The organism is Fortiea contorta PCC 7126, from assembly GCF_000332295.1.
Classification (GTDB): domain Bacteria; phylum Cyanobacteriota; class Cyanobacteriia; order Cyanobacteriales; family Nostocaceae; genus Fortiea; species Fortiea contorta.
This window is the reverse complement of sequence record NZ_KB235931.1, coordinates 258,937-282,513: the sequence shown is the minus strand read 5'-3', so window position 1 is coordinate 282,513 and position 23,577 is coordinate 258,937. Positions and strand designations below refer to the sequence as shown.

The following is a 23,577-nucleotide window of genomic DNA, read 5'->3' as shown; positions in this document are numbered from 1 at the left end:
CCTTTGTGATTTGGATTGACAAAAGACAAAAGATTAAGCAATATTGGTAGGTTCTAGAGAATTGGCTTGTGCATATCTCCAAGGTGCGCTGTTACCGCAAACTGGACAAGAGCGATCGCGCTGCGAACGGCGTTTAGCAAATTCCATCCGGTGGAGATCAATAGTCAACAGTTGCGATAATAGCGGTTGACTGAATCCAGTAATCAGCTTGACTGCTTCTAGCGCCGTTAGACAAGCCAAAGTCCCAGAAACAGCACCCAGAACCGAAAAGCCGCGCCGATCCCAATCAGGTTTTTCAGGGAATAGACAAGATAAACATGGCGTGACACCAGGAATAATCGTTGTCAGATAAGCCTCCATCCCGTCCATTGCGGCTTCTACCATTGGTTTGCGCCAACGCACGCAAGCGGCGTTTAACAAATTGCGTTCAGTAAAATTGTGGGCACAATCAAGAGCCATATCTGCAGATTGTACCAACTCATCTACATTTTCCGGGGTGATGTAATCATGAATTGCTTCCACTTGGACATCAGGATTGATAGCGTCGAGAGTTTCCTTGGCTTTGAAGACTCTTGGCTTACCTATCCAGTCATCTGTCATCAAAATTTGGCGATTCATATCATCCCGGCGCAAATCGCCACCCCGGACTAGGATCAGCCGTCCAACGCCTGCTACTGCTAGGTAAAGCGCCGCCGTACCGCCTAATCCCCCCACACCTGTAACTAAGACTGTCGCTGACTTCAGGCGTTTTTGTGCCAGTTCGCCAAAATTCGGGAGCATCATTTGGCGACTATAGCGTTCTAATTCGGTAGGCGTTAGGTTTACCACTTTTTACCTCCTAATCAGAAGTGATTTCTGTCAGCTTGACTACATTTTTTTGCTTGTCGTTAAACACCTTGAACAATTTTTGTTCGTGGGGTGTTGATTCGAGAAAGACCTCATAGGCTTTTTGCAAAGCTAAGCAGTATTGACTAAGCTTTGCTTCTGGGTTTAAATCAGGAAATTTCTCATCAATTTCTCCCATGTATTGAGAGAATTTTTTTAAAATATGTAAGCGATTGACATTGACAAATTGTTGGTCATATGGCAAATTGAAAAACACAAAAAATTCTTCCGCATCTGTGAGTTTTTTAAACTCATCAATAGTCTTATTCATTGAGAATTCTCCAAAGTTTTTAATTGTTGCTTCAGGTCGTCTAGCTGGCGATAGATTTCGTAAGTTTCTGCTGCCACAGCCATGAGATTTTCAAAATCTGTTGGTAATCCCTCTGCGAGATCATGCAGATCCATTTTCATTTGTCCCGCCTTACTATTGAGGCGTCTGATTTGACCTTTTAGTTCTTCAATTGTCATTGTTTGTCCTTTGTGATTTGTTGTTAATTTCAAAACATTAGTTATCTGGTTATTAGTTATCTGTTGATGACCAATAACCAATAACTAATAAGCAATCACAAATAACAAATTACAAATTGCCAACTTCAGGGAAGCGCCGTACTAAATCTACGCCTTTTTCTACTAGTTCTTTGCCTTCTTCGGCGACTTTTTCGAGGGAGTCAAAGCCAAAGCGGTGAGCATCGCGCAAAGTTCTACAAACTAACAAAAGACGACCAGAAAAAACAAGTACCCAGCCAAAGCCTTCATGGCTTAAATCAACTATAACTTGAGATATCATGCCTGTTTCTTGTTCTATACAAGCCGCGACTGCTCGATAGAATGACATAATCCGTAACTTGGTTACTGGATCAACTTCGCCATCAATGGGAATTTCTCGTTTCTTTTGTTTGCTGACGACGTAAGGTTTCAAAATCAATTCGTCTGCCCAATTTCGGTAAACTCCATAACTATCTTGTCCCCGAATTTGTTGAACGATCGCTTTCAAAAAAGGCGAGTTTAAAACTGCAGTGCTGGCGACGCCATTGAGATTGTTGTCTGTGCTCATACGGTTGCTTCGTTTTCTATTTCATCGACAAAATTTGTGCTTTTTTGTTGCAAAGCTTTGCGTAACCAAGGTGGGGGATTACCTTTGAGTGTTTGCACTAATTTAGTTAATAAATCGGCGATTTTTTCATCTTCTGAACGCGCTTTAATCGGGGTAACGCCTTTTTTTATTAACCGAGCCGCCGCACTACCACCAATAGCGACAACATAGACAATTGTGCAATCTACTAAAGCATCAAGTTTTGGTGTGATTTTATCTTCGTTGCCGTCTTCTTTCAAATCACCATCAAATTTTAAAGTCTCAATGAATTCATATCCTTGATCTGAGACTTCATAAACATCAATTTCTCTCGCCCAGCCAAAGTGAGCATTCACATGAATTCGGTCACTGGTTGTGAAAGCAATTTTCATTCTATTTGTCTCCTGTCGATTTTTCTTGATTATTTGCTATTGGTAAATCGCTAACAAATAACATTTTGAATTACCAATCACCGTGGAAATTTTTAACTCTTTCTTCTTCTGCTTCTAGAAATAGGTTTCCAATACCAAACAAAAGCTCCATTGTGCCTCGGTAGCCAACTTTGGTAAACTGACCATTACCTAAGCGATCGTAGATGGGTAGTCCTAAACGATAAAGAGGAATGGATAATCGTTTAGCGATCGCACTCAAATTAGAGTTACCAATCAACAAGTCAGAACCGACGGCTAATTCCTCAAAGTCTTCTAAATCACCGATGGTGACGCTTTTTACCGGGAGCTTCTCCAAAAGAGGCGATCGCGTTGTCGTCACTGCTGCGTGGACTTGCGCGCCCATCGACTGCAGAAAATGCACTGTCGCCCATAACAAATCTGGTTCTAAAGCTAGAGATACTCGTTTTGCACCAAAATAAAAGTGCGTATCTAACATCGCATCTTGCAACTGACGGCGTTGACGGCGGTATTTTTCCGGAACACTATTACCACTGAGAATCGCCAAAGCTTGGAGAAACTCATCCACAGGTTCCAACCCCGTCAGTTCCCTAAACACCTCAAAGGGAATGTTAAACCGCTCTTGCAAAATTTTCGCCGCACCCCGCATACTTTCACCAAGAGCAATAGTGAAAGCAGAACCGCCGACTTCTTTGAGTTGAGTCAAAGTTGTACCACTACCTGTGATAGCACTGTAGGAATCGTCCAAATGGCCATCTAATGAAGCGCCCAAGTCGGGTACAACGATGGGTATCAAGCCGAAAGCCGTCACCATTTCCTTGATTTCTTGCACATCCCCTGGCGTGAAAGCAGAACCAGCCAAAATTGTCACCTGCTCAACCTTCGTTGCACAAAGACGGGGAAGTTCTGTGACAATACTTTCCACAGCAGCTGCAAAACCATCTTGCAACGCGCCTTTAAAATCTGGTGTAGCCGCAAACACGATCGCTAGTTTATCTAGTTCTGGGTGACGCTTGCGGATTTCCTTTAAAATCCCTTGCATATCGTCTCCCCTAGTTTCCGTCAAGCCAGTGCTACATAAACCAATAATCTGTGGCTGCGACTTCTCCACCAAAGTGAGAATAGCCTGTTCCACATTATCCTCACCACCCAAAATCGTAGTGACTTCCGTCATCGCCGTAGTTGCGAGCGGAATTGCTTCCCGAAAATGTCGCACCAAGACAACTTTGGCAAAAGCAGTACAGCCTTGGGAACCGTGGAACAAAGGTATAGTTCCCTTCAAACCCAAAAAGGCCAAAGATGCACCCAAAGCTTGACTTTGCTTTAAGGGATTAACAGTAACTGATTTATTAGGAACAGTAACGATCGCCATTCAACTACTTCCTGGTATTAAGTTGCATTCACGTCATGAGGTGGGGAGGTAAAAAGATCAGGTAATTATGAATTACGAACTACGAATTCTGTTTCATCCCAAGGCGCCGGCTTGCGAATTTGCTCCCAAATCGGGCTGTAAAGAGCTTCATACAATTCCCGCGCCATCTCCACCATTCCCACATAACCTGCGTAAGGATGGTGGCGTTCTTGGTTGATATCGAGGAAAGGAATCCGCGCTTTCAAGGCGGTGTATTGATTGCGTCCACCAGCAATCAACATATCAGCGTTAGTATCTTTAACTAGTTGCAGCAATTCTTTAGCATTGCCTTTCTCTAGCATGATGCCGTCGATGCCTAGCAACTTCTTAATTTTTGCTTTATCCTCTTCCGTACTCTTGCGGGTACTAGTAGCAACTACTTCTATCCCCAAGTCCTTAGCAGCAGAGATAATCGACCAACTTTTTACACCACCAGTATAAAGTACAACTCGCTTACCTTTGAGTCGGGCGCGATAGGGAGCCAGCGCCAAATCTAGAGCAGCCATTTCCTCAGCAATCAGTTTTTCTGTCCGCGCCTGCAAATCGGCGTCACCCAATTTAGCAGCAATGTTCCGCAGACAGCGGTTCATATCATCAATACCGTAGAAAGACTCTTCAATATAAGGAATGCTATAACGCTCCTCCATCTTTCTCGCCATATTCAGCAGCGCCCGTGAGCAAATCATCACGTTCAGCTTGGCGCGGTGAGCATAGGTTATTTCTTGATAGCGTGCGTCGCCAGTAATTTTAGATAAAACGCGAATTCCCAGTTTTTCCAACAGCGGTGTCACTCCCCACATTTCACCGGCAATGTTGTACTCACCAATTAAGTTTATATCATAAGGTGTAGTGAATTCTGGTTCTGCTGTACCTACTACATATTCCAGCAAAGCTTCGCCACCAAAACGGTTTCCCAGATTTTTACTGCCAATAAATCCCGGTGCAATCACCGGAATTACGGGAACGCCGACTTTTTGTGCCGCAACTTTGCAAACAGCTTCGATATCGTCCCCAATCAACGCCGTCACACAAGTAGCATAAACAAACACCGCCGCAGGCTGATAGCGTTCATGGACTTCTAGAATTGCTTTGTAGAGCTTTTTCTCACCACCAAAAATGACATCATTTTCACTTAAATCTGTGGTGAAGCCTGTTTTGTAGAGTTGCGGCCCTGAAGAGAGACTACCACGACTACCCCAGGAATTACCAGCACAAGCGATCGGCCCGTGGACTAAATGAGCTGCATCGGTGATGGGTACCAGCGCAATCATCGCCCCATCAAAAGCACAACCCCCTTGCGCCGCGCCTGGTTGCGCCTGTTGAGTACAAGATTTATTCTTTTTCTCTCCCTGTTTTTGCTGATTATGTTCGCATCCCGACTCACTCAGCAACTCGTTTATTTTGCCTTGGGTAATTTTCATTTGTGTTCTCTAACTATGAATTAATGAGGGAATAGGAAGGGTGGGAGGTGGGGAGATGGGGTGATGGGGGGATGGGGTGATGGGGAGGTGGGGGGATGGGGTGATGGGGGGATGGGGTGATGGGGTGATGGGGGGATGGGGTGATGGGGAGGTGGGGGGATGGGGTGATGGGGGGATGGGGTGATGGGGATTAAAGTTTGAGCTTCTGAACCTCAAGCGTCAGCCTTTGAACCTCAAGCGTCAGCCTTTGAACCTCAAGCGTCAGCCTTTGAACCTGAAGCGTCAGCCTTTGAACCTGAAGCGTCAGCCTTTGAACCTGAAGCGTCAGCCTTTGAACCTGAAGCGTCAGCCTTTGAACCTCAAACGCGAGCCTTGGAACCTGAAGCCTCAGCCTTGGAACCTCAAGCGTCAGCCTTTGAACCTCAAGCGTCAGCCTTTGAACCTCAAGCGCGAGCCTTTGAACCTCAAACGCGAGCCTTGGAACCTCAAGCGTCAGCCTTGGAACCTCAAGCGCGAGCCTTTGAACCTCAAGCGCGAGCCTTTAAGCCCAAAGCTTCCTCCCCACCTCCCCACCTCCCCACCTCCCCATCACCCCACCTCCCCACCTCCCCACCTCCCCACCTCCCCACCTCCCCACCTCCCCATCACCCCACCTCCCCACCTCCCCACCTCCCCACCTCCCCACCTCCCCACCTCCCCACCTCCCCACCTCCCCACCTCCCCATCACCCCATCACCCCATATCTAACAAATGTATTTTGTGACATCTTCCCCACATTCATCGGCGAGGTAAGATAACGCCCGAAAACGTAATCCTACAAATTCGTCATATAGAGGGTTAAATTTGCACAACGCCGGCACATGAAAAGTCCGTCCAAATAAGTTAACATTGCGCTCAAAAGGGCAACAGCAGGGAATAGTTTGACAAATTAGATGAGCGAAACGATAGTGTTTAACTTGAATTCCATCCACTAACTGACGTAAAGGATTAAAAAGTTGAAAAAACCGGGACTTTTTATAATTAGATGGATGGTAATTAGAGTGTTCGTGAGAGTGATTATGGGTGATAGTTTCCATAAGATATATCTCAGGTACAAGGAAAAAGTGAAAAGTAAAAAGTTAAAAGATTTGCCTTTTACTTTTTACTTTTTACTTTCTAGACACGGCGCAATTTATTCAGGCTGAGTAGATTTGCATCATAATTCAGCACTGTTTTAGTGATGACAAATTCTAACGGATCAAGTCGTAGGAAATGTCTGTTTTGGAAGGAATATTGGTGTTGCGATCGATTTCTTCAAAGATTGTGTTGACAATCCAGTTGAGCAAGTTGATCACACCTTGATAACCGATGGTGCTGTAACGGTGTAAGTGGTGACGATCCATGATGGGGTAGCCGATTCTTACGAGGGGAATCTTGGTGTCACGCCACAGATATTTACCGTAGGTGTTACCGATGAGTAAGTCAACTGGCTCGGTGAACAACAAAGAACAAATGTGCTCTTTATCAGGTAAAATTAACCTAACGCTTCGATAATTTGGTGTATGGACGTTTGGAGTTACGCGCGGGTTTCGACAGATGAGCAAGCCGAGGATGAAGGCGCTTTAATCAAACAAATGCGGCGGTTGCGTGCGGCGGGGGCAACGCAGATATATTATGATGTGGAGAGTCGCACTAGCGATCGCCGTCAAGGACTATTACAGTTAATTGAAGATATCAATGCATCTCCACCGGGTAAGGTGTCAAAGTTACTATTTATTCGCATTGATCGTTTAACATCTTCATCCATGACCTTTTATCAGTTAATGGATGCGTTAAAAAAGAAAGGAATACAACCATACGCGCTAGATGAGCCATTTGACTTATCAAGTATTGGCGGCGAATTAACAATAGATGTGCGACTAGCAGCATCTAAATATGAGGTGAAAATGTTGGCGATGCGAGTCAAAAAAGAGCGCGACACCCGCAAAGCAAATAAAAAACCCCACTGGAATGCACCACTGGGATATATAGTTGAACATGACAAATACAAACAAGATCATCGTCCCTGTGTTTGTTTAATTGCCCAGAAAAAAGAATTAACGCGATCGCAGTTAATGCGGTTTGTATTTGATACCTTCTTAGCGGTGGGTACGGTGTCCCAAACAGCGAGAGTCTTGCATGAAACCCTAGGTATTCAAGCAAATGTTGTCCCCAAAGCTACGGAATCCCGGATCAACATCCTCAAAGATACAGAGGAAATTATCTTAGAGAATATCCACAAATCCCGTCAAGGCGGGTTAAATCTGCGTTACCCTCACACAGGATTAAAATGGTCAGTTTCTGGGTTACGCTCCATTCTCGTCAATCCCGTCTACGCAGGAGGAACATTATATAACACCGTAGTCCGCCCCAAAGGACACCGCAAACCCTTCGACGAGTGGGAGGTGACATGGGGAACCCACGAAGATGAAGCCATCATCACCCGTGACGAACACGAACGCATCAAAGCCATGATTCGAGAAAATCGCAACAACCGCTGGGCGAACGAGCAAAAATATGTCAACCCCTTCGCCAACCTAGTAAAATGTGCTCATTGCGGAGCTGCTTATAGTCGCCAGTGCAAAAAATTGGTCAAAAGCAAAAATTTTGTCCGTCATCATTACCAATGCAGCTTTTATCGCAGTGGCGCTTGTCAAAATGGGCGGATGATTGCTTCCGATGAATTAGAAAAACAAGTAATTAAACATCTAGTGTTAGCAGCAGAACGGTTAGCAACCATAGTAGAACAAGAAGTGACAACCACACAAGAAACCCCAGAAATCAAGACACTGCGAGCATCACTAAACACCTTAGAAGCATTACCATCAAATCCAGCGATCGCTAAAGCCAAAGAAGACATCAGAATTCAAATCGCCAATGCGATCGCCACAACCAATAATACATCCAAACAATATCTAATAGCCAAAGAGCGAATTGTCATTGCATTTGCTAACGAAAGATACTGGCAAAATTTAGAAATACAAGACAAACAAACTTTACTCAAAGGTTGTATAAAAAAAATAATAGTAGATGGCAACACCGTAACTACAGTTGAATTATTGCACCTCCACTAAATCCTAGCCAAATATCCTCAAAAAAAACTTCGCGTACCTCTGCGTTTTTAAATTTTACAATTACACCAAAACTAAGCAACCTTCTTCGACTTACGCTTACCTCGGCTTTTTTTCTGTGGCTGTACTTGGTGTTTTTGAGTTAATTCCCTTTGCTCAAACTCTAGCACCGTTCGCGCCACCAATTCAGCTAATGTTTCATATCGTTTCATTTGCAGCGGCTCCATCATTAATTTAAAAATAGCGAGGAGACAGAAAATTTCTGTTAGCTGCGAGCTTTTTGTCTTGAGTCTCAAGAAATACATCTAATGCAAGATGGCACGGATATTATTCAAGCTTTAAATTATGTAGATAAATAGTCTATTTAGCAACAATAAACAACCATGACACAAGAACCACGGAAATTAATCAATCTATCCGTTCATGAAACTGCTGACCCTAGCGTAATCAGCCAGAATTCTGACCGAGAAGTTGCCAAAGATAGTCACTTAGATGACTCAATTCATCAGCAAGAAAACACTGACGATTACAACTCAGATGTTGTTGACCCTAAAGCAGAAGAAAACCTAGTCAATAGACAAATGACCATTGCGAGTTTAGGTGGCGGTTAAACTTTTTTAGAGACGTAAAATTTTACGTCTCTAACGGCATGAAAAACATTGTATATACCTGAAGACGTATACATATCTCCTAATTCCTCAATCAAACGGTAGTTTTCTTTTAGTAGATAAACAGTTTAATTTATTCCTGGGAATTATGCATGTAATACCAATTAAAAAACAAAGTAGCAGATAGATAATCGCCGAACTGTCAAGGAAAACATATGCCTAATTTATCAGGAAAACACATTTCTTATTGGATCGACTCCACATCCGCAGCGAATTTTCCACCACTTAGTGATAATCTGTCTGTAGATGTGGCGATCGTCGGCGCGGGTATCACAGGAATCACCGCTGCAACATTACTCAAACGTGCAGGTAAAAAGGTTGCAGTAATTGAATCCCGACAAATATCTACTGGCGTTAGTGGTCATACTACAGCCAAACTTACCTCACTGCACCAATTGATTTACGCAGACTTGATTAAAAATCATGGTGAAGACAAAGCACGCACATATGCACAGTCAAACCAAGCAGCAATAGAATTTGTTGCTAAAACAGTCACTACAGAACAAATTGACTGTAACTTTAGTCGCCAAAGCGCTTATACTTTCGCTGAGACAGAAGACAATCTCAAGGACATTGAAAAGGAGGTAGAAGCGGCGCTAAAATTAGGACTACCCGCCTCATTTGTCCGTGAAACTTCCCTACCTTTCCCTATCGCTGGCGCTGTGAAGTTCGACAACCAAGCGCAATTTCACTCCCGCAAATACCTATTACACCTCATCAAACAGATTCCTGGTGATGGAAGTTATGTGTTTGAAAATACCAGGGTGGAGAAGGTAGAGGAAAATAATCCTTGTCAAGTTATTACCGACAAGGGAATTATTCAAGCGCAGGATGTCTTAATTACAACCAATATTCCCATCACTGACGAAGGATTATTCTTTGCAAAAACTTACCCCAAACGCTCTTATATTATTGGTGCTCGCATCACCGAACATCAAGCGCCCCAGGGAATGTACATAGGCTCTGGAGAAAAATATTACTCAATTCGGACGACTCCCATTGAGGGCGGTTTATTGCTGCTAGTTGGTGGTGGTGGTCATAAAGTGGGAACAGTGGAAAACACTGAAGAAAAATATTTAGATCTAGAAAATTATACCCGCTCCCGCTTTGGTGTTGACACCATTGATTATCGTTGGTCTACCCAGGATTTTGTATCTTTTGATAAGATACCTTACGTAGGTAAATTAACCCCTGTCAGCAAGCATACCTATGTAGCTACTGGCTATAGTCTGTGGGGTATGTCTCAAGGAACCTTGTCAGGAATGATCCTTGCAGACAAAATCTTAGGTATCGAAAATCTAGCGGCTGATTTATATGATGCTACCCGCGCCACACCTTTCGTCAGTCCACAAGGTATAAAACAAAACTTAGAGGTCGGCGTACATTGGGTAGGCGATCGCCTCAAAGGATTAAACAAATCTTTACAAGACGTAGCCAAAGGTGAAGGAAAACTAGTCACAGTCGATGGAGACAAGGTAGCAGCTTATCGAGACGAAACAGGAGAAATACACGCTGTTTCTGCGGTGTGTCCTCACTTGGGTTGCGTCGTCGCTTGGAACAGTGGGGAGAAAAGTTGGGATTGTCCCTGTCACGGTTCCCGCTTCAATTGCAAAGGGGAAGTTTTACACGGCCCCACTGTGAAGGATTTAGACAAGTTGAAGATTGAAGCAATGCAACTTAATTAGATGTGTGGACATGGCCCGGAAATAACCAGCCCATGTCCCCATCTAGACTAAACGGTTTAGTTTAGTTTTATAATTATCTTAAGTTTAAGATTTTGGTACTCTCACACAAGGAGCTTCTCTGGAAGAAGACGGGTCAGGAAAAACTGCTAAAGTGTGGTAAGCGGGGCTACCTTCTTCGTATAGCACGCGAAAAGTGTACAATTTGGTTCTACCTTGTCCTTGAGTTACCACCGTCAAAAGAGTATTTTCAGTACTAGGTAATCCAGGAATATTTAACTTTTTAATCCTCCTGAGTTGCATCACATTTGCTGATGAATTTTGACAATCTTCTCCAGAATTACGGTCTTGACCAAATTGAGCACACAGTTGACCATCAAAATCTACAGTTACTTGAGACGGGTCATTTAACCAAACTTTTCTAATAGTTTCGCCAGCAGGAATAAAGCTCAAATTGGTTCCTTGTTGATACCACACGTTGATAGTCGGTGTTGCGCCTCCTAAACCTTGGGCTTGACAAGAAAATATAGAACGGAGAACCGCATTATTAGCTAAAGTTTTCTCTACCAACAGAAACAAAGCTCCGACAAAAATGACTGAAGCTAGGGGGAGGAAGTAAAAATTTCGTAATTTTTTATCCTGTAAATTGAGATTTTTCACTGTTGTAAAGAAGGAGATAGGTAAGGATAGTATTTTCATTTTTACCTCCTAGTTGCTGTTTTTAAATACTCAAGTTTTGATTAACATACAATTCAACTGTGGTTCCCGCAGGTAAAAACCAAATATTACTGCGTTGAGTCATTTGGGAAATAGCCTGTTGATTGCGTTGTGCAATTTGCGGAACTATAGTTTTAATTCCACCCTCTAATATTCCGGCGGAAATGTCGTTGCGGGGGTTGCTATTATTAATAATTGTCCCTGCAGTAGTTGTAGTGATAACTTGGGATTCAGTGCGATTAATTAACTCTGCGGCTTTACCCAGACCACCCAAAACAAATAATCCTAAATCCATCGAGGCGATAGATGAAGAACGATTAGGAAATTGTTGCGCGAGTAGCGGTTTACCTTGGGGAGCGCGGAGCATCAGCGCACTTTGTGGTAAACTCTGTTCTGAGAGGCTACCATTAATTTGCTGCATCATTTTCACTACTTTTAACTGCATCAAACCCTGCTCAGAAATCGATTCTATTTCGGTTAATAATTCAGTTTTTGCAGGGATAGCAATTGTTCCATCGGCTGCTTTTAATGGTTCTTGTAATCGTACAACAAAGACATTATTATTATTGTTGCTTTCGCCTTCATTTTCGTTCCTATCACTATTTTTTGATCTGGTAGTTTCTCCAAATATTGCTGTTGCTAAAACGGCTCTGGTACTACTTCCTACCACCACAGATTTTGGACTGCGTTGTTGTACCGGATTAACGACAGCAGCTCTTTGTGGCGTTGTAATTTGGTTATTTCTGGGGTTGGTTGCTGCTGGTTGAACCTCACTATTTCTTGGTGGTTGATAACTGGCAGAATTAGTGTTAGCTTTATCAGCTATATTTATCTGACCATAACTACCAATCTTGGCTAACCTAGACCATTCATCGAAAGGATTGGGTGGTGATGGTGGAGTGAAATTAACTACAGGTGGTGCTGGTTTTACAACAGGTGGTTGTGGTGGTAATATAGGCAATGTTGGCGGGACTTTCACTACTCGCTCTACCCTCGCAATCTGCGGTACATAAACTGTTTTTACTGGTGTAGGAATTTTTGTATCTCTAACAGCAACGTTGGGAGTAGGTGCGGTAATTTTTGTAGTTCTGAGTGTACGTTGTGCAGCTTTCACATCTTCTGCTTGTTCAGTCAGTGCTAATTTAGTTTTGAGAGTTTCTATTTCTGCTTCTAAAGCTTGGGGCTGGGGTTCCTCTTGTGCTGGCGATCGCACTTCTGGTGAAATAATATTATTCTTGCTTGGTTTTTGATTGCTACTACTCATCAATTGAGTCAAAAATCCGCCAGCAAACATCACTACAGCTAAAGTACCAATACCCACAAAACCTAATTTTGCAAAGGGGTTAGAAGCAAAAGGTTGCTCGGTACGAACCTCTGGTGAAGGAGACACCCCAGGCTGAGATATTGCTGAATCTTCTGCTACTTTGTCATTAATACTAGAAGATTCTTCCACAAATCCCACTAATTTTGCCATCCGTGCTTCCCAATCCAAAGATTCTACTTCTGGTTGGTAATTTTCAGCATTTAGACCAGTTTTATTTTTGGGTTGAGTTGTTGTCGGAATTGAAGCTTGTGTCATAACGATACCTGATTTGTAATTTTAATAACAATCTTTCACATTAATGTCACATATGTTATAAATTTCTAGCCTAGCTTGCCCAAGTCGGTGAGCCTCGCGGTGTAAAGGTAGAGGAGCTTGTGGTATTTTAGTCGCTGGTTCATCTACTGCTCTCACTAAAACTTGTTTATTAAAAGCAACAGAATTACCCAAGTTGTCAGAGTTATTAAAAATTAATTGATTAGCATTTATCTGTAATTTCCATTTACCTTCACTTATATTTGTAGGTTGAGAAACTCTGACTAAGACTAATACAGTTTCAGCTATTCTATTAGTATTTTCAAATTGGTTAGCTGGGTCTAAACCAATAACTTCAGACTGAAATTTTTGTTGTAACTTATCAGCTATTAATCCAGAACTGCTATCCCAAATATTTTTTGGTGGTTTTGTGGGCGACCAAGTAAGCAGAAAAGACATAGTTTCCCCAACAAATCGCCGAATCGTTTCTGGATGACGTTCTAAATTAGGTTTAGGGTCTACTGTGATGGTGCGACCATTCAAAAGTTGCACTAAACTTTGAGGTGTTAACTGCTTTTCTAAATCTTGCAATATAGACCCATGAAACATGAGTAAAAGTAAGGCTAATAAATTTAACCCAAATGTCCCCACCGCAAATATTGGTAAGAGACTACTGCTTCTATTTTCTGGTTTAATTATTTGCATTGACAACCTCAAATAGATAATTTACACACATTGATTGAACTGATTTTGACCCTGATTACTGTTGTCGTCTAATAAACATAAGTTCCTAATTTCATAAATTTCTAATCTATCAGCGCGAATGCTGCGAATCGCTTTTTGTAAGTTGCTATTATCCTCGGTTAATGGCGCATCAAAATAATCGACTGCTCGCACTAATAAATCTTTATTAAAAGGAGTGATTACCTTGCGCTCATCAGACTGTTTTTTTTGAATCAAGTCAGCTACTATCCCCACTCGCCATTTTCCGGCTGCAATTTTTTTTGGTGGATAAACCCGCTTGATAAATAACTGCGCTGACATAGCTTGTTGTGGATTTTTAGAAAAGACTTCGGGTGGTGTAATTTCTGCGATTTTTCTTAAAAAGCCCTTGCGAAAATCCTCTGATAAAGCAAAACCAGCTATCCAAGTTTTACTGCTAATTCTTTGAGTGTTACCCTGGGAAGTTCTCACCAATATTCCTGGGTCAGGTTTAGGGTTTGTCACCTGTTCTGGTGTTTCTGCTGGTAGCATTCCCGACCAATTAAATATTGATGTCATTGTTTTCGTCACGAATTGACGAATTGCTTCTGGTTCTCTCGCCAAGTTATCTATATTTGTTGTTGATTCATCATCGACAATTTCTACAAAATTCGGTGGTTTTCGCAAGCTAAGTTGACGAATATTTAACCCTTGTAATACAAATAAAAATAAAACAAATAAATGCAAACCAAAAGCAGCGATCGCAAATGTTGTTAGAATACTAAATGTGCGCTTTTTCTGCTGTAATAACCGTACCATTTACCCATCCCCCACCTAAATATTTATATCCTCTCTTTTACCCAGTCAGTTGTACTATTAATCGCATTAAAAACTGCAAACCCTCCAGCAGTAGCCACTAGTAAAGATAAAATCGGTGCTAAAATTCCCAGAAAAATTATGAACCACATTAAATCAGGATCTGCATTCAAATTTTCTCCTGGGCCATTGACAATCACCGAGGCTGTTAAAATCGCAATAATATTGAATGATATTTTAGCGATTCCCACAGATAAAAACCCGATAGTCCAAGCGAAAATAGGTTTCGCCGCTACAGGTAGCAACGACGCACCCACCGCTATCGGCCCTAGAGTTGCTATCAGTAGCATAGTCGCTTCTATCAAATTTTGAAAACCATACTGCAACGAAAGGAAAAAATATTTGATACTGGTTTGCAAATTTGAACCCAGCAAAGCATTAAAAGCAGTTTCCGATACAGTTGGTGTACCATATTTAATATCATCTACCTTAGTTTTTAACCTTTCTATCCAAGGTCTATTTCCATAAACATTTTTATATTCTTGCCAAAGAGGCTCCATTTTATCAGCAGCTTTAATCAAACATTGCGTTTGTTGTTCACCAGTCAGCGATTGACAAGGACGCAACAGAGAACCAGCAAATTCTTCTGCAACACTCATATTCACCGCTTGTTGGTAGACTTGATTCGCATCAGTTGTCGCTACTATTTGCTGATTTACAGAATTAATTAAATTACGGACAGCTAATGTTAGATTAGAAAGGGCGCTGCCATTTTCAGAAATATTTAATAATATCACCACTAAAAAAGGCCAAATTAAAGCAGATATTGGTCGAGAATATTCATAGTAAATTACATCCTTGAGCCATTGCACCATAAAGAACATCAGAGTTCCCACTGCAAAAAATATACCCAAATTAGTTAGTGACCTATATAAATTATTACTACTATTATTTTGCAATATATCTAACCATTGCTTATCCCAACCTTCAGCAATAGTTTTAGCAGTTGTCGCACCATTACCCAAAAGCTCGTTAACATCAATTTGAGCCAAAAAAATATGTATAATATCAAGTTGCATTTGAGTTATTTGGTTAGTAATTACCAATTTAATATCTTAATTCTCAGTTTCTCTGCCAAATAAATCGATTTGAGCCGTAGTCCGCAAAAGTCTCGCACCTTCCGCAGCGGTATCAACTCTTCGGGCGCGATTTGCTTCATCCATTTGTTGAGAAATATTAGCCAAATTGAGATTAGAATATTGTAAAGACTGGTTCGTTTGCAAGTTTTGTAAAAACGATTCCGCAATAATTTTTGATTGCTCTTGTTGAATTTTGATAGTTTGTACTTGGTTAGCATTCAGGAGTTGCGATAACTGGGAAGTAAAAAGACTCAAACCTGAGCTTCCCGCAGCACTAGCAATATTACTCAGCAGTTCTTGGCTATTTTTATCAGCATCATTTGATAAGGTGGCTATATTTTCTAGAGTCTTTTCTGTGTTGATTAATTTGGTTTTCAAGCGAATTTGTCCCTTCACACCTAGAGTTCCTTCAATAGCGCCACGGCTAATTAAACGATTGATTTCGTTACTCACTAAAGCTGAACGCACCGTTGAATTATTTTCAAATTTATCTGATAGGGAATCAATCAAGATTTTATCTTGATCACGAAATCTTTGTCCCGCTGTAATCGGGTTTGGTATATTCAACTCTCCCGTAGCATTATATATAGCAGTTTCTGCTTGGGCGTCCACAGGTTTTAAAGATTCGCCCAGACTAGTTTTGAGATAGTTTTGTAAATCTACAGAATAAGATTGAAAATCTGTCCAAACCCTTCCTAATTGGGCAGTTGCTGGTAGAATAACGATGGCGGCTAAAGTTAAAGTTAAAATTGTGGTTTTATACATAATCTTAATCCTGATAAATAGCTAATTGCATCTTGATTAACTCCGCCGTAATGAACTAATTAACTGACGCGCAAAGGTAGAAATTGCTTCATATTTATCACTATGCTCCTGCATTGCTTGTTGACGTGCAATTTGTTCATGGGGATTATTAGCAACTACTGCTAATTGTTCATAACCTGGATAGTAACGACAGAAGGTATAAATGCCGTTATCATCTAACAACCATTGGCTATAAATATCCTCTTTGCGAGGGAAAAAACTTTCTGTGGCATTGCGAGCGATAATTTCCCGGGGATATTTTAAAATATCCACAAAACTATCTACAGCCACTGGTTGAATTCTACCAATTAATCTTGTTGTCAGGTTTTGTAAAATTTTTGATGCTGCTTTTGATCTAGCGATCGTATCGGGATCTTGCGCTGATAAAATAACTCTAATCCCAGCTTTTGCACCGTTAGCGCACATTCTCCCAACTAGATCAGAAATCTGCTCAAATTCAAATAAAATTGGCGCTTCATCAATAAAGAATATAGAAGCTGGACTGCTTAATGCTCGTCGTAATGCTGCTGAATAAGCACTCAAAGATAGTACTGCAGCATCTTCACTATCGGAAAGATTTCTTAATGCAAATACCAAAAGTTGTGCATTGGTGGGAAAGCTAGACGGTGCAGAAATAGCTTGTCCCACGCGACTCGAAAGCCAGAACCGCAAGCGTAATTGAATTTGGCTGAGTGCGTCTTCAACTCTACCACTGATAGAATCTAGTTGGAGATGTTCTGGTGAGCAGAAATAAAGAAAATCTTTTAAAGTAGGGGTTTTTTGCCAAGCTTGACTACCAAAACCGTCCTTCATCGCTGTACGATATCGCTGCTGTATACCCTCATCAGCAAAGAAAGCTCCCAATGCTAGATTGAGAATTGAGCGTACAGTTTGGGATAGCAGTTGATTTTCAGATGATGTTCCTAAAACCATCGTCATCAAAGCTGATTCCAGAAACACGGTATAATCGAGCAAGCGATCGCGTTGTTGTTCTTGATTCAATAACTGTAAATCAGGCTGTTCAAATAAATTATTCGATTGTTTAGAAATATCAAAATATGCACCGTTTGCCTCCATAAACTCTGTATAGTCTGTGAAGGTAGAAGTGCCATCTGGCTTAGGAAAATCTAACGCCACCACCGGAATTCCATAGGCCAAAGCCTGAGTCAAAATTCCTGATACCAAAACAGATTTACCCGCACGAGTTGTCGCAAACAGTGCTAGGTTTTTGTGTTGATTAAATAAATCTAAATGTATAGGTGTTCCGCCTTCTTCAGCAATTAATTCAAACCCTCGATTATCACCCTTTCTAGTTAACACCAAAGGCATTAATCCTGGAACTTCACTAGTTAAATATAATTGGCGACGATTAAAAGGTTTAATTAATAAACCCTCCCACACTATCGGTAAAGATTGTAACCAAATCTTCCAAGCGTATTCTGTTTCCCTAATTACCTTTGCTGGTCGTTGAAAACAGTTTTCAATATATCTTGTCGCTTCATCTAATTGCTCAATGCTAAGCCGATGGACAAAAATAGCAATTCCCGTATAAATCGGTATTGCACCTTCATATAATTGTTCCTGCGCCGCTACTGATTTCTTCAATTTTAATTGAGCATTGACATCAATGGTTCTACTCTTTTCCTGCGCCAACAACGCCGTCATATTAGACTGCTTCAACACCCGCTGTAATGTAGTTTTTACCAATGCTGGATTGGCTGCAGTTAACTGACAAAAAATCTCTGTATCCACCACCGTTTCTCTCGCTATCAAGTCCCATAGATAGCGTAGTTGAGTAGACTTATTAGCCCAACCGCCAGGCTTTTCTAAAAACGTCAATGCACCAATATAGCGATTATTCACATTCACCCAGCGACGGTCAGCGCAAGGTACACCAGAATCCATCAACAAGGTTGTACTATGAATACTATTTAAAAGCAACTTACTGCTATTTAAATCAGAATCAACTTGTTCATGAAGTCCAGTTTCATCTAAAGTAATTAATTGCGGAATATTAATCGCCGGACTATCATTAAATCTTCTCCAAACTTCTGACCAAAGCTCATCAGCATTTAAAGGCTTGATATCTAGCCCCATTTTGTTTGATAAAATTTGTTCCCAACGATTAAAACCCTGTTGGTAAGCATTAATAATGATAGTTTCCAGACGCTGGTTTTCTACTTCTGCAAGTTCTCCTTTGAATTTCAACCACCACGCTTCAGATTTTGCTAATAGCTTCTCTATCCAATCATCAGCGTTATTAGCATTTGTTTCCAAAGTATAAGTAACGTAAATTTTTAGAAACTTAGGCTTGCGAACACCAGAGTTAGTTAACTCCTTGACTCTAGCTCTCTCCGCCATTAACAAATATTTTATATCTCGTGAATGTGTATTTTTTGATAATAAACTTAATTCTTGTTGTCGCTGGTTATCTGAAGTAAAAGACCCCAAATGTAACGTCATTTTCTCGCCGTTAGGGATATCTTTCAATCCAGATTCAATATTATTAAAAATTGTGGCAATTTGTTCGGTTCTTAATGTAGTATGAACTCCTCGACATTCAAAACCAAAAACAAAACAAAACTTGTCTTTTTGAGTTCCTTTTGTCAAAATATAAGCACCAATATCTCGCCCATCTAGCGCCACTCGCATCATTGTTGCCAAGTGTAAAGCATCTTCAAATGGTGTAAATCTACTTTCACTTCCTTTGACGCCGACGCTTTGTTTTCCGATTTTTTCTTTCATGATTCACTTCTAGCGGGCTTTGATAACGTGCGAAGCCTCTTGTCCAAACAGGAACACCAATAAATTTACTTAAGAAACTCCAACTTCTACCACCAGTTAATATCCACCAAGTCGCCATTCCCCAACCAGCAATCAATATTGTCCATAACCATTTTTTAAAGTCATCTTGGAATAGTCCACCAAAAATTCCATTAATAATAAAGTAGGCTGCTAAAGCAATTACTGTCCAAGGGAAAATTTGATCAGCAGGTAGGGGCCCCAATGAAGGTTGGCTACCTAAAATTTGATTAACTGGACGGAATTCTTGCTCTCGATCTTGAGACATACTATTTACATGAGCTATCTACTACTACTGTCACCAATAACAAAGCCAGTGAGTACATCAGCAACAGTAACTGCAACGACAACTAACAAAGGAGTCCTCACAACACTTTGCCAATCTTCGTCTTTCCGCAGTGCATTCACCACCCCAACTAAAGAAATAGCAATATAAAGTAAATAAATTGCTCTTAACACATTGAATACTAAGCTAACTGCTGGCTGGGCGTTACCGCTGGCGTTAGTACCTGGCGCTAAATTGTTTTTAAAAAAATCTTCGGCTTTTCTGAAAAATTGTGCTTGTGCCGGATCTACAAAATAGTCCAACCAAAATACACTTAAAACTGCAGCTACCGCTAAAATTTGCAGTAATGTTAATCTCTTTTTTGGTAAATGTATTTGCTGCCCAACTTGCTGTATGACTATTGTGATTAAACTACCAGTTAACAAACAAAAAAGTAAGACAGGACTTTTAAGGCTGATCACACTTAAAAGCACTAAACAAGCAACCAGAAATGGTATGCATTCTCTAAAGCTGAGAAGCTTTGTTTTTAGTGTTCCTTGCAATTTACGAATTTTATTCACCTTAGTACTTGGATGGGCAAACAAATAAATACAAGCATACTAACAGTGTCAGCTTACCTTGTCAAGAATAAAATATCAATCTCCGTATCCTAATTCATACCTATTGAAAGTTTTTTAAAATAATCATTGTCAAAATTAACCTGAATATTAACTTCGTTTAATCTTTGTTTAGTGTGCAGCGTGCTTGGCGTTTCCCCTAAGAGACGCTGATTTGAGCGACAGGTATCTCCTTTTTTTTGTACCTGTCATCACACACCGCGATCGCAAAGCTGAAAACTAAACCCCAACACATTACATAGCTCAACAGTATTTTGTCTATCTATCTAGTGATGTAGTTATCCAGTGTTCAAGTAGAAAACTAGTATCTAATTTCACTGACAAACATCTTGTGGGTGCAACTGCTGTTATCTCTATTCCCCATAGCCAAGACATAACAAGACATAATTCCTTTCTCCTGCTGGTAATCGAGCGCACAAACAAATATTCATACATACAAATAATTTAAATTTATCACGACAATTACCCAAAGATTTAATTTTTAAAAGCAAAAGTCTTTGTTAATCTGGTTTTGCGCTTTTGAGATATATAAAACAACAAAACAACAAATAAATTCCCAATCCTCTCAGTCACTATGGTTGAGATATTTGCTGTTTCTTATGTTCATGATAATAAAGATTTGTTATATGTCTTAGCAATTTGAACAATGTGTGAGATGCTGGTTGTGGGCTTTTATGTCTCGTAATTTAAATAGCACTTCACCGCTATAGCGATCGCTAAAAAAATGGATGAGAAAATCCGCCTAGTTTGCCCGACCACAAAATAGCGATCGCTCGATTATTTCAATGCTTTTTATCCAGTGCTATTGCTTTTTTTATCCATAACAACTATCTTACTTCACTCTCTTTCAAAAACAACAAATTATAGCTAGAAAGAGCAATCTAGCAACTCAAACAGCACCGCTATTTTGAGATATTTGTTGTTACTGTTTTTATTGCCGAACACCTCTCATATTTGAATAGGTTTCAACCTTAAAGTAGGAACTGTCACAATGGGCATACTACGACGAATACTATCCCCTCGTGGGAGAGGGTGGGGTTTTGTCAACTTTACCCGCAAGCTCAAATCAAAGTCTTCAAAAACCATCGCCATTGCACTATTAGTGCTGGTAGCTATCATCTGCGGACACACAGTGTCAGCACAGGTAACACCGACACCAGCCTTAGTTTCACTCAAAAGTGTAGCGGTACCAGAACCTGATAATCTCGGAGACTTCATCAGAGATAAAACAGCCGCAATCAAACTCGGAAAAACCATTTTCTGGGACATGCAAATCGGTAGCGATGGCGTCATGACCTGCGCTAGCTGTCATTTCCACGCCGGAGCCGATAGCAGGTCTAAAAACCAAATTAATCCTGGTGTTGAAAGAGTAAATATTTCTGACCCGGTAGTTTTAGATGCTACCTTCCAAGTCGGAGGTGGCGCCAACTATCAACTCAAGCCAGAAGATTTTCCCTTCCGTAAATTGTCGAACCCAGATGATGCTAACAGTACCGTCTTAGCTGACAGCAACGATATCGTTTCATCTGGTGCGGTATTCAATACAGAATTTGTTGATGTTGTTCCTGGTCAAGCAGAGGACAAAGTTAATCAAAAAGACGATCCCATTTTTAACGTCAATGGCGTGAAAGTGCGGCGAGTCGAACCACGTAACGCACCAAGCGTAATTGATGCAGTCTTTAACTTACGTAACTTTTGGGATGGAAGAGCGCAAGATACCTTCAACGGCGTCAATCTTTGGGGTAATAGAGACCCCAACGCTTTTGTGGGTAAAGCCAACAATCCCAATCAGTTAGAACTAGTCAAAGTCAGCCTGAATAATTCATCTTTAGCCTCTCAAGCACTAGCTCCACCAATTAGCTCTTTTGAGATGTCCGCTGACGGTCGCACCTTCCAAGAAATCGGTGACAAATTAGTCGGAAACAGCAGATTCAGACAAGCTCACCAAGGAATAGACATAGACGAGGCCGAAAGAGGTAGAAAACTACCCCGAAAAATGGGTAAAAAATTACTCGCTATCCGCCCCCTCGGTAAACAAATTGTCCATCCAGAAGATAGCGTCCTCGGTGCTGACAGCAGATTCCCCAACCCCGGTCTAAAAACCAGAACCTACGACCAATTAATCAAAGACGCTTTCAAAGCAGAATGGTGGAGATCTAATCTGATAGTACAAGTCAACACTGACGGTTCACGGAGTGTGCTCCGCAGACCCACTACACCCCTCGACACAAACCAATACTCTTTAATAGAGTACAACTTCCCCTTGTTCTTCGGGTTAGCAGTTCAAGCATACGAAGCTACACTCATCTCTGACGATACACCATACGATCGCTTTGTGGAAGGAAATCCCTCCGCCCTCAACGAACAACAACAGCGCGGCTTACAAGCCTTCCAAGCAAAAGGATGTATCGGTTGTCACATCGGCGCAGAGTTTACCATTGCTTCCGTCAATCACATCAAAACCCAAGGACGTATCGCCGCTGCTTTGTTTGGTCAACAACCCATCGAAGACGTCGGCTTCTTGAATAATGGTGTCAGACCAACCCGCGAAGACCGTGGTATCGGCGGCTCCGACCCCTTCGGTAATCCACTTGCAGAGTCAAGATTGGCACTAAACGGTACTTATAAGCAAATAGTCGGCGAAGACCCTCCCGTTATCCCCACAGGAGAAGATAATATCGCCGTAGAAGGAGCTTTTAAAGTCTCCGCACTACGCAACGTCGAACTAACCGCCCCTTACTTCCACAATGGCGCACAATTAACCCTAGAAGAAGTCTTAGACTTCTACAGCCGCGGTGGCGACTTTAGAGATGGCGACTCTCCCGGCGTGCTTCCAGTCCTAAATCTGACCGCACAAGAAAAAACTGATATAGTCGCTTTCCTTAAAGGCTTAACCGATGAGCGAGTGCGCCTAGAGAAAGCACCCTTCGACCATCCACAACTGTTTGTCCCCAACGGACATCCAGGTGACAGCACCTCCGTAACCGACGACGGTACCGGAAAAGCCACAGATGAGATGCTAGAAATCCCCGCAGTTGGTCGCAACGGCGGTAGTGGTCATCCGAATTTCCTCGCCACCTCAACCAACAGGTAAACAACGCCAACAAATTAATTCCTGACCCAGATATGTAACACCCTCAGTTGGGCGTTGCATATCTGCACAATCATTAAAACCACAGATGAGCAGATTTATTTTGTTTATCTGTGGTTTAGTATTGTCACTTCATCGTCTCACTTTTTCTTGGTCTTCAATATCACTGTTCGCCTGTAACCTCTAGAAAGACCTCTCTCGCCAGATAGATAGAAAATTCTTTCGAGATAAGCAAATATGTTACTGACATAGCAGTTTGCTTTGATTTCTAAACTTATGTGCGGATATAGAGAACAGGGAATAGCGACTAGGGACTAGGGAGTAAAAGGGTACTGAGTTGTGTTTTCCAAATCCTACAAGCAACCAATCTATATCGGGGATTAAACGAT

Annotated in this window: 24 protein-coding genes and 1 pseudogene; 5 read left to right on the top strand and 20 right to left on the bottom strand. The window is 41.5% G+C overall.

The features are described 5' to 3' along the window. Nucleotides 1-33: 33 nt before the first annotated feature. From MIC7126_RS0125680 to MIC7126_RS30900, 8 genes are all read right to left on the bottom strand, one after another. A complete protein-coding gene (locus tag MIC7126_RS0125680) occupies nucleotides 34-828 on the bottom strand; it encodes a HesA/MoeB/ThiF family protein (RefSeq protein WP_017656001.1) in 795 nt (264 codons plus the stop codon). A gap of 10 nt (nucleotides 829-838) precedes the next feature. Then, on the bottom strand, nucleotides 839-1,156 hold the full coding sequence (nifW, locus tag MIC7126_RS0125675; protein WP_017656000.1) for a nitrogenase-stabilizing/protective protein NifW: 318 nt from the start codon (nucleotides 1,154-1,156) through the stop codon (nucleotides 839-841). After that, a complete protein-coding gene (locus tag MIC7126_RS0125670) occupies nucleotides 1,153-1,353 on the bottom strand; it encodes a CCE_0567 family metalloprotein (RefSeq protein WP_017655999.1) in 201 nt (66 codons plus the stop codon). Before MIC7126_RS0125670 ends, nifW begins: the two co-directional genes overlap by 4 nt. A 109-nt stretch (nucleotides 1,354-1,462) precedes the next feature. Further along, the gene (locus MIC7126_RS0125665; RefSeq protein ID WP_017655998.1) at nucleotides 1,463-1,939 is read right to left on the bottom strand and encodes a NifX-associated nitrogen fixation protein; all 477 of its coding nucleotides are present in this window, start codon (nucleotides 1,937-1,939) and stop codon (nucleotides 1,463-1,465) included. Then, nucleotides 1,936-2,349, bottom strand: a complete 414-nt coding sequence (nifX, locus tag MIC7126_RS0125660) for a nitrogen fixation protein NifX (protein ID WP_017655997.1) — start codon at nucleotides 2,347-2,349, stop codon at nucleotides 1,936-1,938. Before nifX ends, MIC7126_RS0125665 begins: the two co-directional genes overlap by 4 nt. A 70-nt stretch (nucleotides 2,350-2,419) precedes the next feature. Continuing rightward, nucleotides 2,420-3,739, bottom strand: coding sequence for a nitrogenase iron-molybdenum cofactor biosynthesis protein NifN (gene nifN, locus MIC7126_RS0125655; protein WP_017655996.1), 1,320 nt, complete (start codon nucleotides 3,737-3,739; stop codon nucleotides 2,420-2,422). Nucleotides 3,740-3,804: 65 nt separating this feature from the next. Then, a complete protein-coding gene (gene nifE, locus MIC7126_RS0125650) occupies nucleotides 3,805-5,199 on the bottom strand; it encodes a nitrogenase iron-molybdenum cofactor biosynthesis protein NifE (protein WP_017655995.1) in 1,395 nt (464 codons plus the stop codon). 9 nt (nucleotides 5,200-5,208) lie between these two features. Next, nucleotides 5,209-5,415: a hypothetical protein gene (locus MIC7126_RS30900; protein WP_154656033.1), complete on the bottom strand. Its 207-nt coding sequence runs from the start codon at nucleotides 5,413-5,415 to the stop codon at nucleotides 5,209-5,211. Nucleotides 5,416-5,425: 10 nt separating this feature from the next. On the opposite strand from MIC7126_RS30900, the gene MIC7126_RS30000 reads away from it, so the two are divergent. Next, on the top strand, nucleotides 5,426-5,962 hold the full coding sequence (locus tag MIC7126_RS30000) for a hypothetical protein (protein WP_154656032.1): 537 nt from the start codon (nucleotides 5,426-5,428) through the stop codon (nucleotides 5,960-5,962). On the opposite strand, the gene MIC7126_RS0125635 is transcribed toward MIC7126_RS30000, so the two are convergent. Beyond that, entirely contained in the window at nucleotides 5,943-6,275 is a 333-nt protein-coding gene (locus MIC7126_RS0125635) for a Mo-dependent nitrogenase C-terminal domain-containing protein (RefSeq protein ID WP_017655992.1), read from the bottom strand. The genes MIC7126_RS30000 and MIC7126_RS0125635 overlap by 20 nt on opposite strands. A 153-nt stretch (nucleotides 6,276-6,428) precedes the next feature. Continuing rightward, nucleotides 6,429-6,704: pseudogene (locus MIC7126_RS29765) on the bottom strand (nitrogenase component 1); the annotation flags it as partial. Nucleotides 6,705-6,740: 36 nt separating this feature from the next. Here MIC7126_RS29765 and xisF point away from each other — a divergent pair. Next, entirely contained in the window at nucleotides 6,741-8,291 is a 1,551-nt protein-coding gene (xisF, locus tag MIC7126_RS0125625; protein ID WP_017655990.1) for a fdxN element excision recombinase XisF, read from the top strand. Nucleotides 8,292-8,362: 71 nt separating this feature from the next. Here the strand turns inward: xisF and MIC7126_RS31470 are convergent, their stop codons facing one another. Continuing rightward, nucleotides 8,363-8,500 carry a hypothetical protein gene (locus MIC7126_RS31470; RefSeq protein WP_169330811.1) on the bottom strand — a complete coding sequence of 46 codons (138 nt, stop codon included), beginning with the start codon at nucleotides 8,498-8,500 and terminating at the stop codon, nucleotides 8,363-8,365. A gap of 171 nt (nucleotides 8,501-8,671) precedes the next feature. Between MIC7126_RS31470 and MIC7126_RS0125615 the strand changes: the two genes are divergently transcribed. Both MIC7126_RS0125615 and MIC7126_RS0125610 read left to right on the top strand, forming a co-directional pair. Beyond that, a complete protein-coding gene (locus MIC7126_RS0125615) occupies nucleotides 8,672-8,899 on the top strand; it encodes a hypothetical protein (protein ID WP_017655988.1) in 228 nt (75 codons plus the stop codon). Between the two features lie 212 nt (nucleotides 8,900-9,111). After that, nucleotides 9,112-10,641, top strand: coding sequence for an FAD-dependent oxidoreductase (locus tag MIC7126_RS0125610; RefSeq protein WP_017655987.1), 1,530 nt, complete (start codon nucleotides 9,112-9,114; stop codon nucleotides 10,639-10,641). An 84-nt stretch (nucleotides 10,642-10,725) separates the two neighbouring features. Here MIC7126_RS0125610 and MIC7126_RS0125605 read toward each other — a convergent pair whose 3' ends face one another. From MIC7126_RS0125605 to MIC7126_RS0125565, 9 genes are read right to left on the bottom strand one after another with little or no spacing between them, the layout of a single operon-like run. Further along, complete coding sequence (locus tag MIC7126_RS0125605) at nucleotides 10,726-11,337, bottom strand: hypothetical protein (RefSeq protein ID WP_017655986.1); 612 nt, start codon at nucleotides 11,335-11,337, stop codon at nucleotides 10,726-10,728. A 22-nt stretch (nucleotides 11,338-11,359) separates the two neighbouring features. Continuing rightward, the gene (locus MIC7126_RS0125600; RefSeq protein WP_017655985.1) at nucleotides 11,360-12,934 is read right to left on the bottom strand and encodes a TrbI/VirB10 family protein; all 1,575 of its coding nucleotides are present in this window, start codon (nucleotides 12,932-12,934) and stop codon (nucleotides 11,360-11,362) included. Nucleotides 12,935-12,955: 21 nt separating this feature from the next. Continuing rightward, nucleotides 12,956-13,636, bottom strand: coding sequence for a hypothetical protein (locus MIC7126_RS0125595; protein ID WP_017655984.1), 681 nt, complete (start codon nucleotides 13,634-13,636; stop codon nucleotides 12,956-12,958). 21 nt (nucleotides 13,637-13,657) lie between these two features. After that, nucleotides 13,658-14,452 (bottom strand): hypothetical protein, encoded by a 795-nt coding sequence (locus MIC7126_RS0125590; RefSeq protein WP_017655983.1) that lies wholly within the window; start codon nucleotides 14,450-14,452, stop codon nucleotides 13,658-13,660. A 23-nt stretch (nucleotides 14,453-14,475) separates the two neighbouring features. Beyond that, a complete protein-coding gene (locus tag MIC7126_RS0125585) occupies nucleotides 14,476-15,528 on the bottom strand; it encodes a hypothetical protein (protein ID WP_017655982.1) in 1,053 nt (350 codons plus the stop codon). Nucleotides 15,529-15,564: 36 nt separating this feature from the next. After that, complete coding sequence (locus MIC7126_RS0125580; RefSeq protein ID WP_017655981.1) at nucleotides 15,565-16,353, bottom strand: hypothetical protein; 789 nt, start codon at nucleotides 16,351-16,353, stop codon at nucleotides 15,565-15,567. 36 nt (nucleotides 16,354-16,389) lie between these two features. Then, nucleotides 16,390-19,137 (bottom strand): hypothetical protein, encoded by a 2,748-nt coding sequence (locus MIC7126_RS0125575; protein WP_017655980.1) that lies wholly within the window; start codon nucleotides 19,135-19,137, stop codon nucleotides 16,390-16,392. Then, nucleotides 19,091-19,462, bottom strand: coding sequence for a hypothetical protein (locus MIC7126_RS0125570; RefSeq protein ID WP_017655979.1), 372 nt, complete (start codon nucleotides 19,460-19,462; stop codon nucleotides 19,091-19,093). The genes MIC7126_RS0125575 and MIC7126_RS0125570 overlap by 47 nt, the downstream gene beginning before the upstream one ends. Nucleotides 19,463-19,476: 14 nt before the next feature. After that, complete coding sequence (locus MIC7126_RS0125565) at nucleotides 19,477-20,040, bottom strand: hypothetical protein (RefSeq protein WP_017655978.1); 564 nt, start codon at nucleotides 20,038-20,040, stop codon at nucleotides 19,477-19,479. 1,048 nt (nucleotides 20,041-21,088) lie between these two features. Between MIC7126_RS0125565 and MIC7126_RS0125560 the strand changes: the two genes are divergently transcribed. Beyond that, nucleotides 21,089-23,191, top strand: coding sequence for a cytochrome-c peroxidase (locus MIC7126_RS0125560; RefSeq protein ID WP_026100531.1), 2,103 nt, complete (start codon nucleotides 21,089-21,091; stop codon nucleotides 23,189-23,191). The last annotated feature ends 386 nt before the right edge of the window (nucleotides 23,192-23,577 follow it).

Excerpts from the sequence above, each read along its gene's own strand:
- nifE (WP_017655995.1), bottom strand. The coding sequence starts at position 5,199 with ATGAAAATTACCCAAGGCAAAATAAACGAGTTGCTGAGTGAGTCGGGA.
- MIC7126_RS31470 (WP_169330811.1), bottom strand. The coding sequence starts at position 8,500 with ATGAAACGATATGAAACATTAGCTGAATTGGTGGCGCGAACGGTGCTA.
- xisF (WP_017655990.1), top strand. The coding sequence starts at position 6,741 with ATGGACGTTTGGAGTTACGCGCGGGTTTCGACAGATGAGCAAGCCGAG.
- MIC7126_RS0125595 (WP_017655984.1), bottom strand. The coding sequence starts at position 13,636 with ATGCAAATAATTAAACCAGAAAATAGAAGCAGTAGTCTCTTACCAATA.
- MIC7126_RS0125590 (WP_017655983.1), bottom strand. The coding sequence starts at position 14,452 with ATGGTACGGTTATTACAGCAGAAAAAGCGCACATTTAGTATTCTAACA.
- MIC7126_RS0125575 (WP_017655980.1), bottom strand. The coding sequence starts at position 19,137 with ATGAAAGAAAAAATCGGAAAACAAAGCGTCGGCGTCAAAGGAAGTGAA.
- MIC7126_RS0125600 (WP_017655985.1), bottom strand. The coding sequence starts at position 12,934 with ATGACACAAGCTTCAATTCCGACAACAACTCAACCCAAAAATAAAACT.
- nifW (WP_017656000.1), bottom strand. The coding sequence starts at position 1,156 with ATGAATAAGACTATTGATGAGTTTAAAAAACTCACAGATGCGGAAGAA.
- MIC7126_RS0125570 (WP_017655979.1), bottom strand. The coding sequence starts at position 19,462 with ATGTCTCAAGATCGAGAGCAAGAATTCCGTCCAGTTAATCAAATTTTA.
- MIC7126_RS0125560 (WP_026100531.1), top strand. The coding sequence starts at position 21,089 with ATGGGCATACTACGACGAATACTATCCCCTCGTGGGAGAGGGTGGGGT.
- MIC7126_RS0125615 (WP_017655988.1), top strand. The coding sequence starts at position 8,672 with ATGACACAAGAACCACGGAAATTAATCAATCTATCCGTTCATGAAACT.
- nifN (WP_017655996.1), bottom strand. The coding sequence starts at position 3,739 with ATGGCGATCGTTACTGTTCCTAATAAATCAGTTACTGTTAATCCCTTA.
- MIC7126_RS0125665 (WP_017655998.1), bottom strand. The coding sequence starts at position 1,939 with ATGAGCACAGACAACAATCTCAATGGCGTCGCCAGCACTGCAGTTTTA.
- MIC7126_RS0125605 (WP_017655986.1), bottom strand. The coding sequence starts at position 11,337 with ATGAAAATACTATCCTTACCTATCTCCTTCTTTACAACAGTGAAAAAT.
- MIC7126_RS0125635 (WP_017655992.1), bottom strand. The coding sequence starts at position 6,275 with ATGGAAACTATCACCCATAATCACTCTCACGAACACTCTAATTACCAT.
- MIC7126_RS0125585 (WP_017655982.1), bottom strand. The coding sequence starts at position 15,528 with ATGCAACTTGATATTATACATATTTTTTTGGCTCAAATTGATGTTAAC.
- MIC7126_RS0125670 (WP_017655999.1), bottom strand. The coding sequence starts at position 1,353 with ATGACAATTGAAGAACTAAAAGGTCAAATCAGACGCCTCAATAGTAAG.
- MIC7126_RS0125610 (WP_017655987.1), top strand. The coding sequence starts at position 9,112 with ATGCCTAATTTATCAGGAAAACACATTTCTTATTGGATCGACTCCACA.
- nifX (WP_017655997.1), bottom strand. The coding sequence starts at position 2,349 with ATGAAAATTGCTTTCACAACCAGTGACCGAATTCATGTGAATGCTCAC.
- MIC7126_RS0125580 (WP_017655981.1), bottom strand. The coding sequence starts at position 16,353 with ATGTATAAAACCACAATTTTAACTTTAACTTTAGCCGCCATCGTTATT.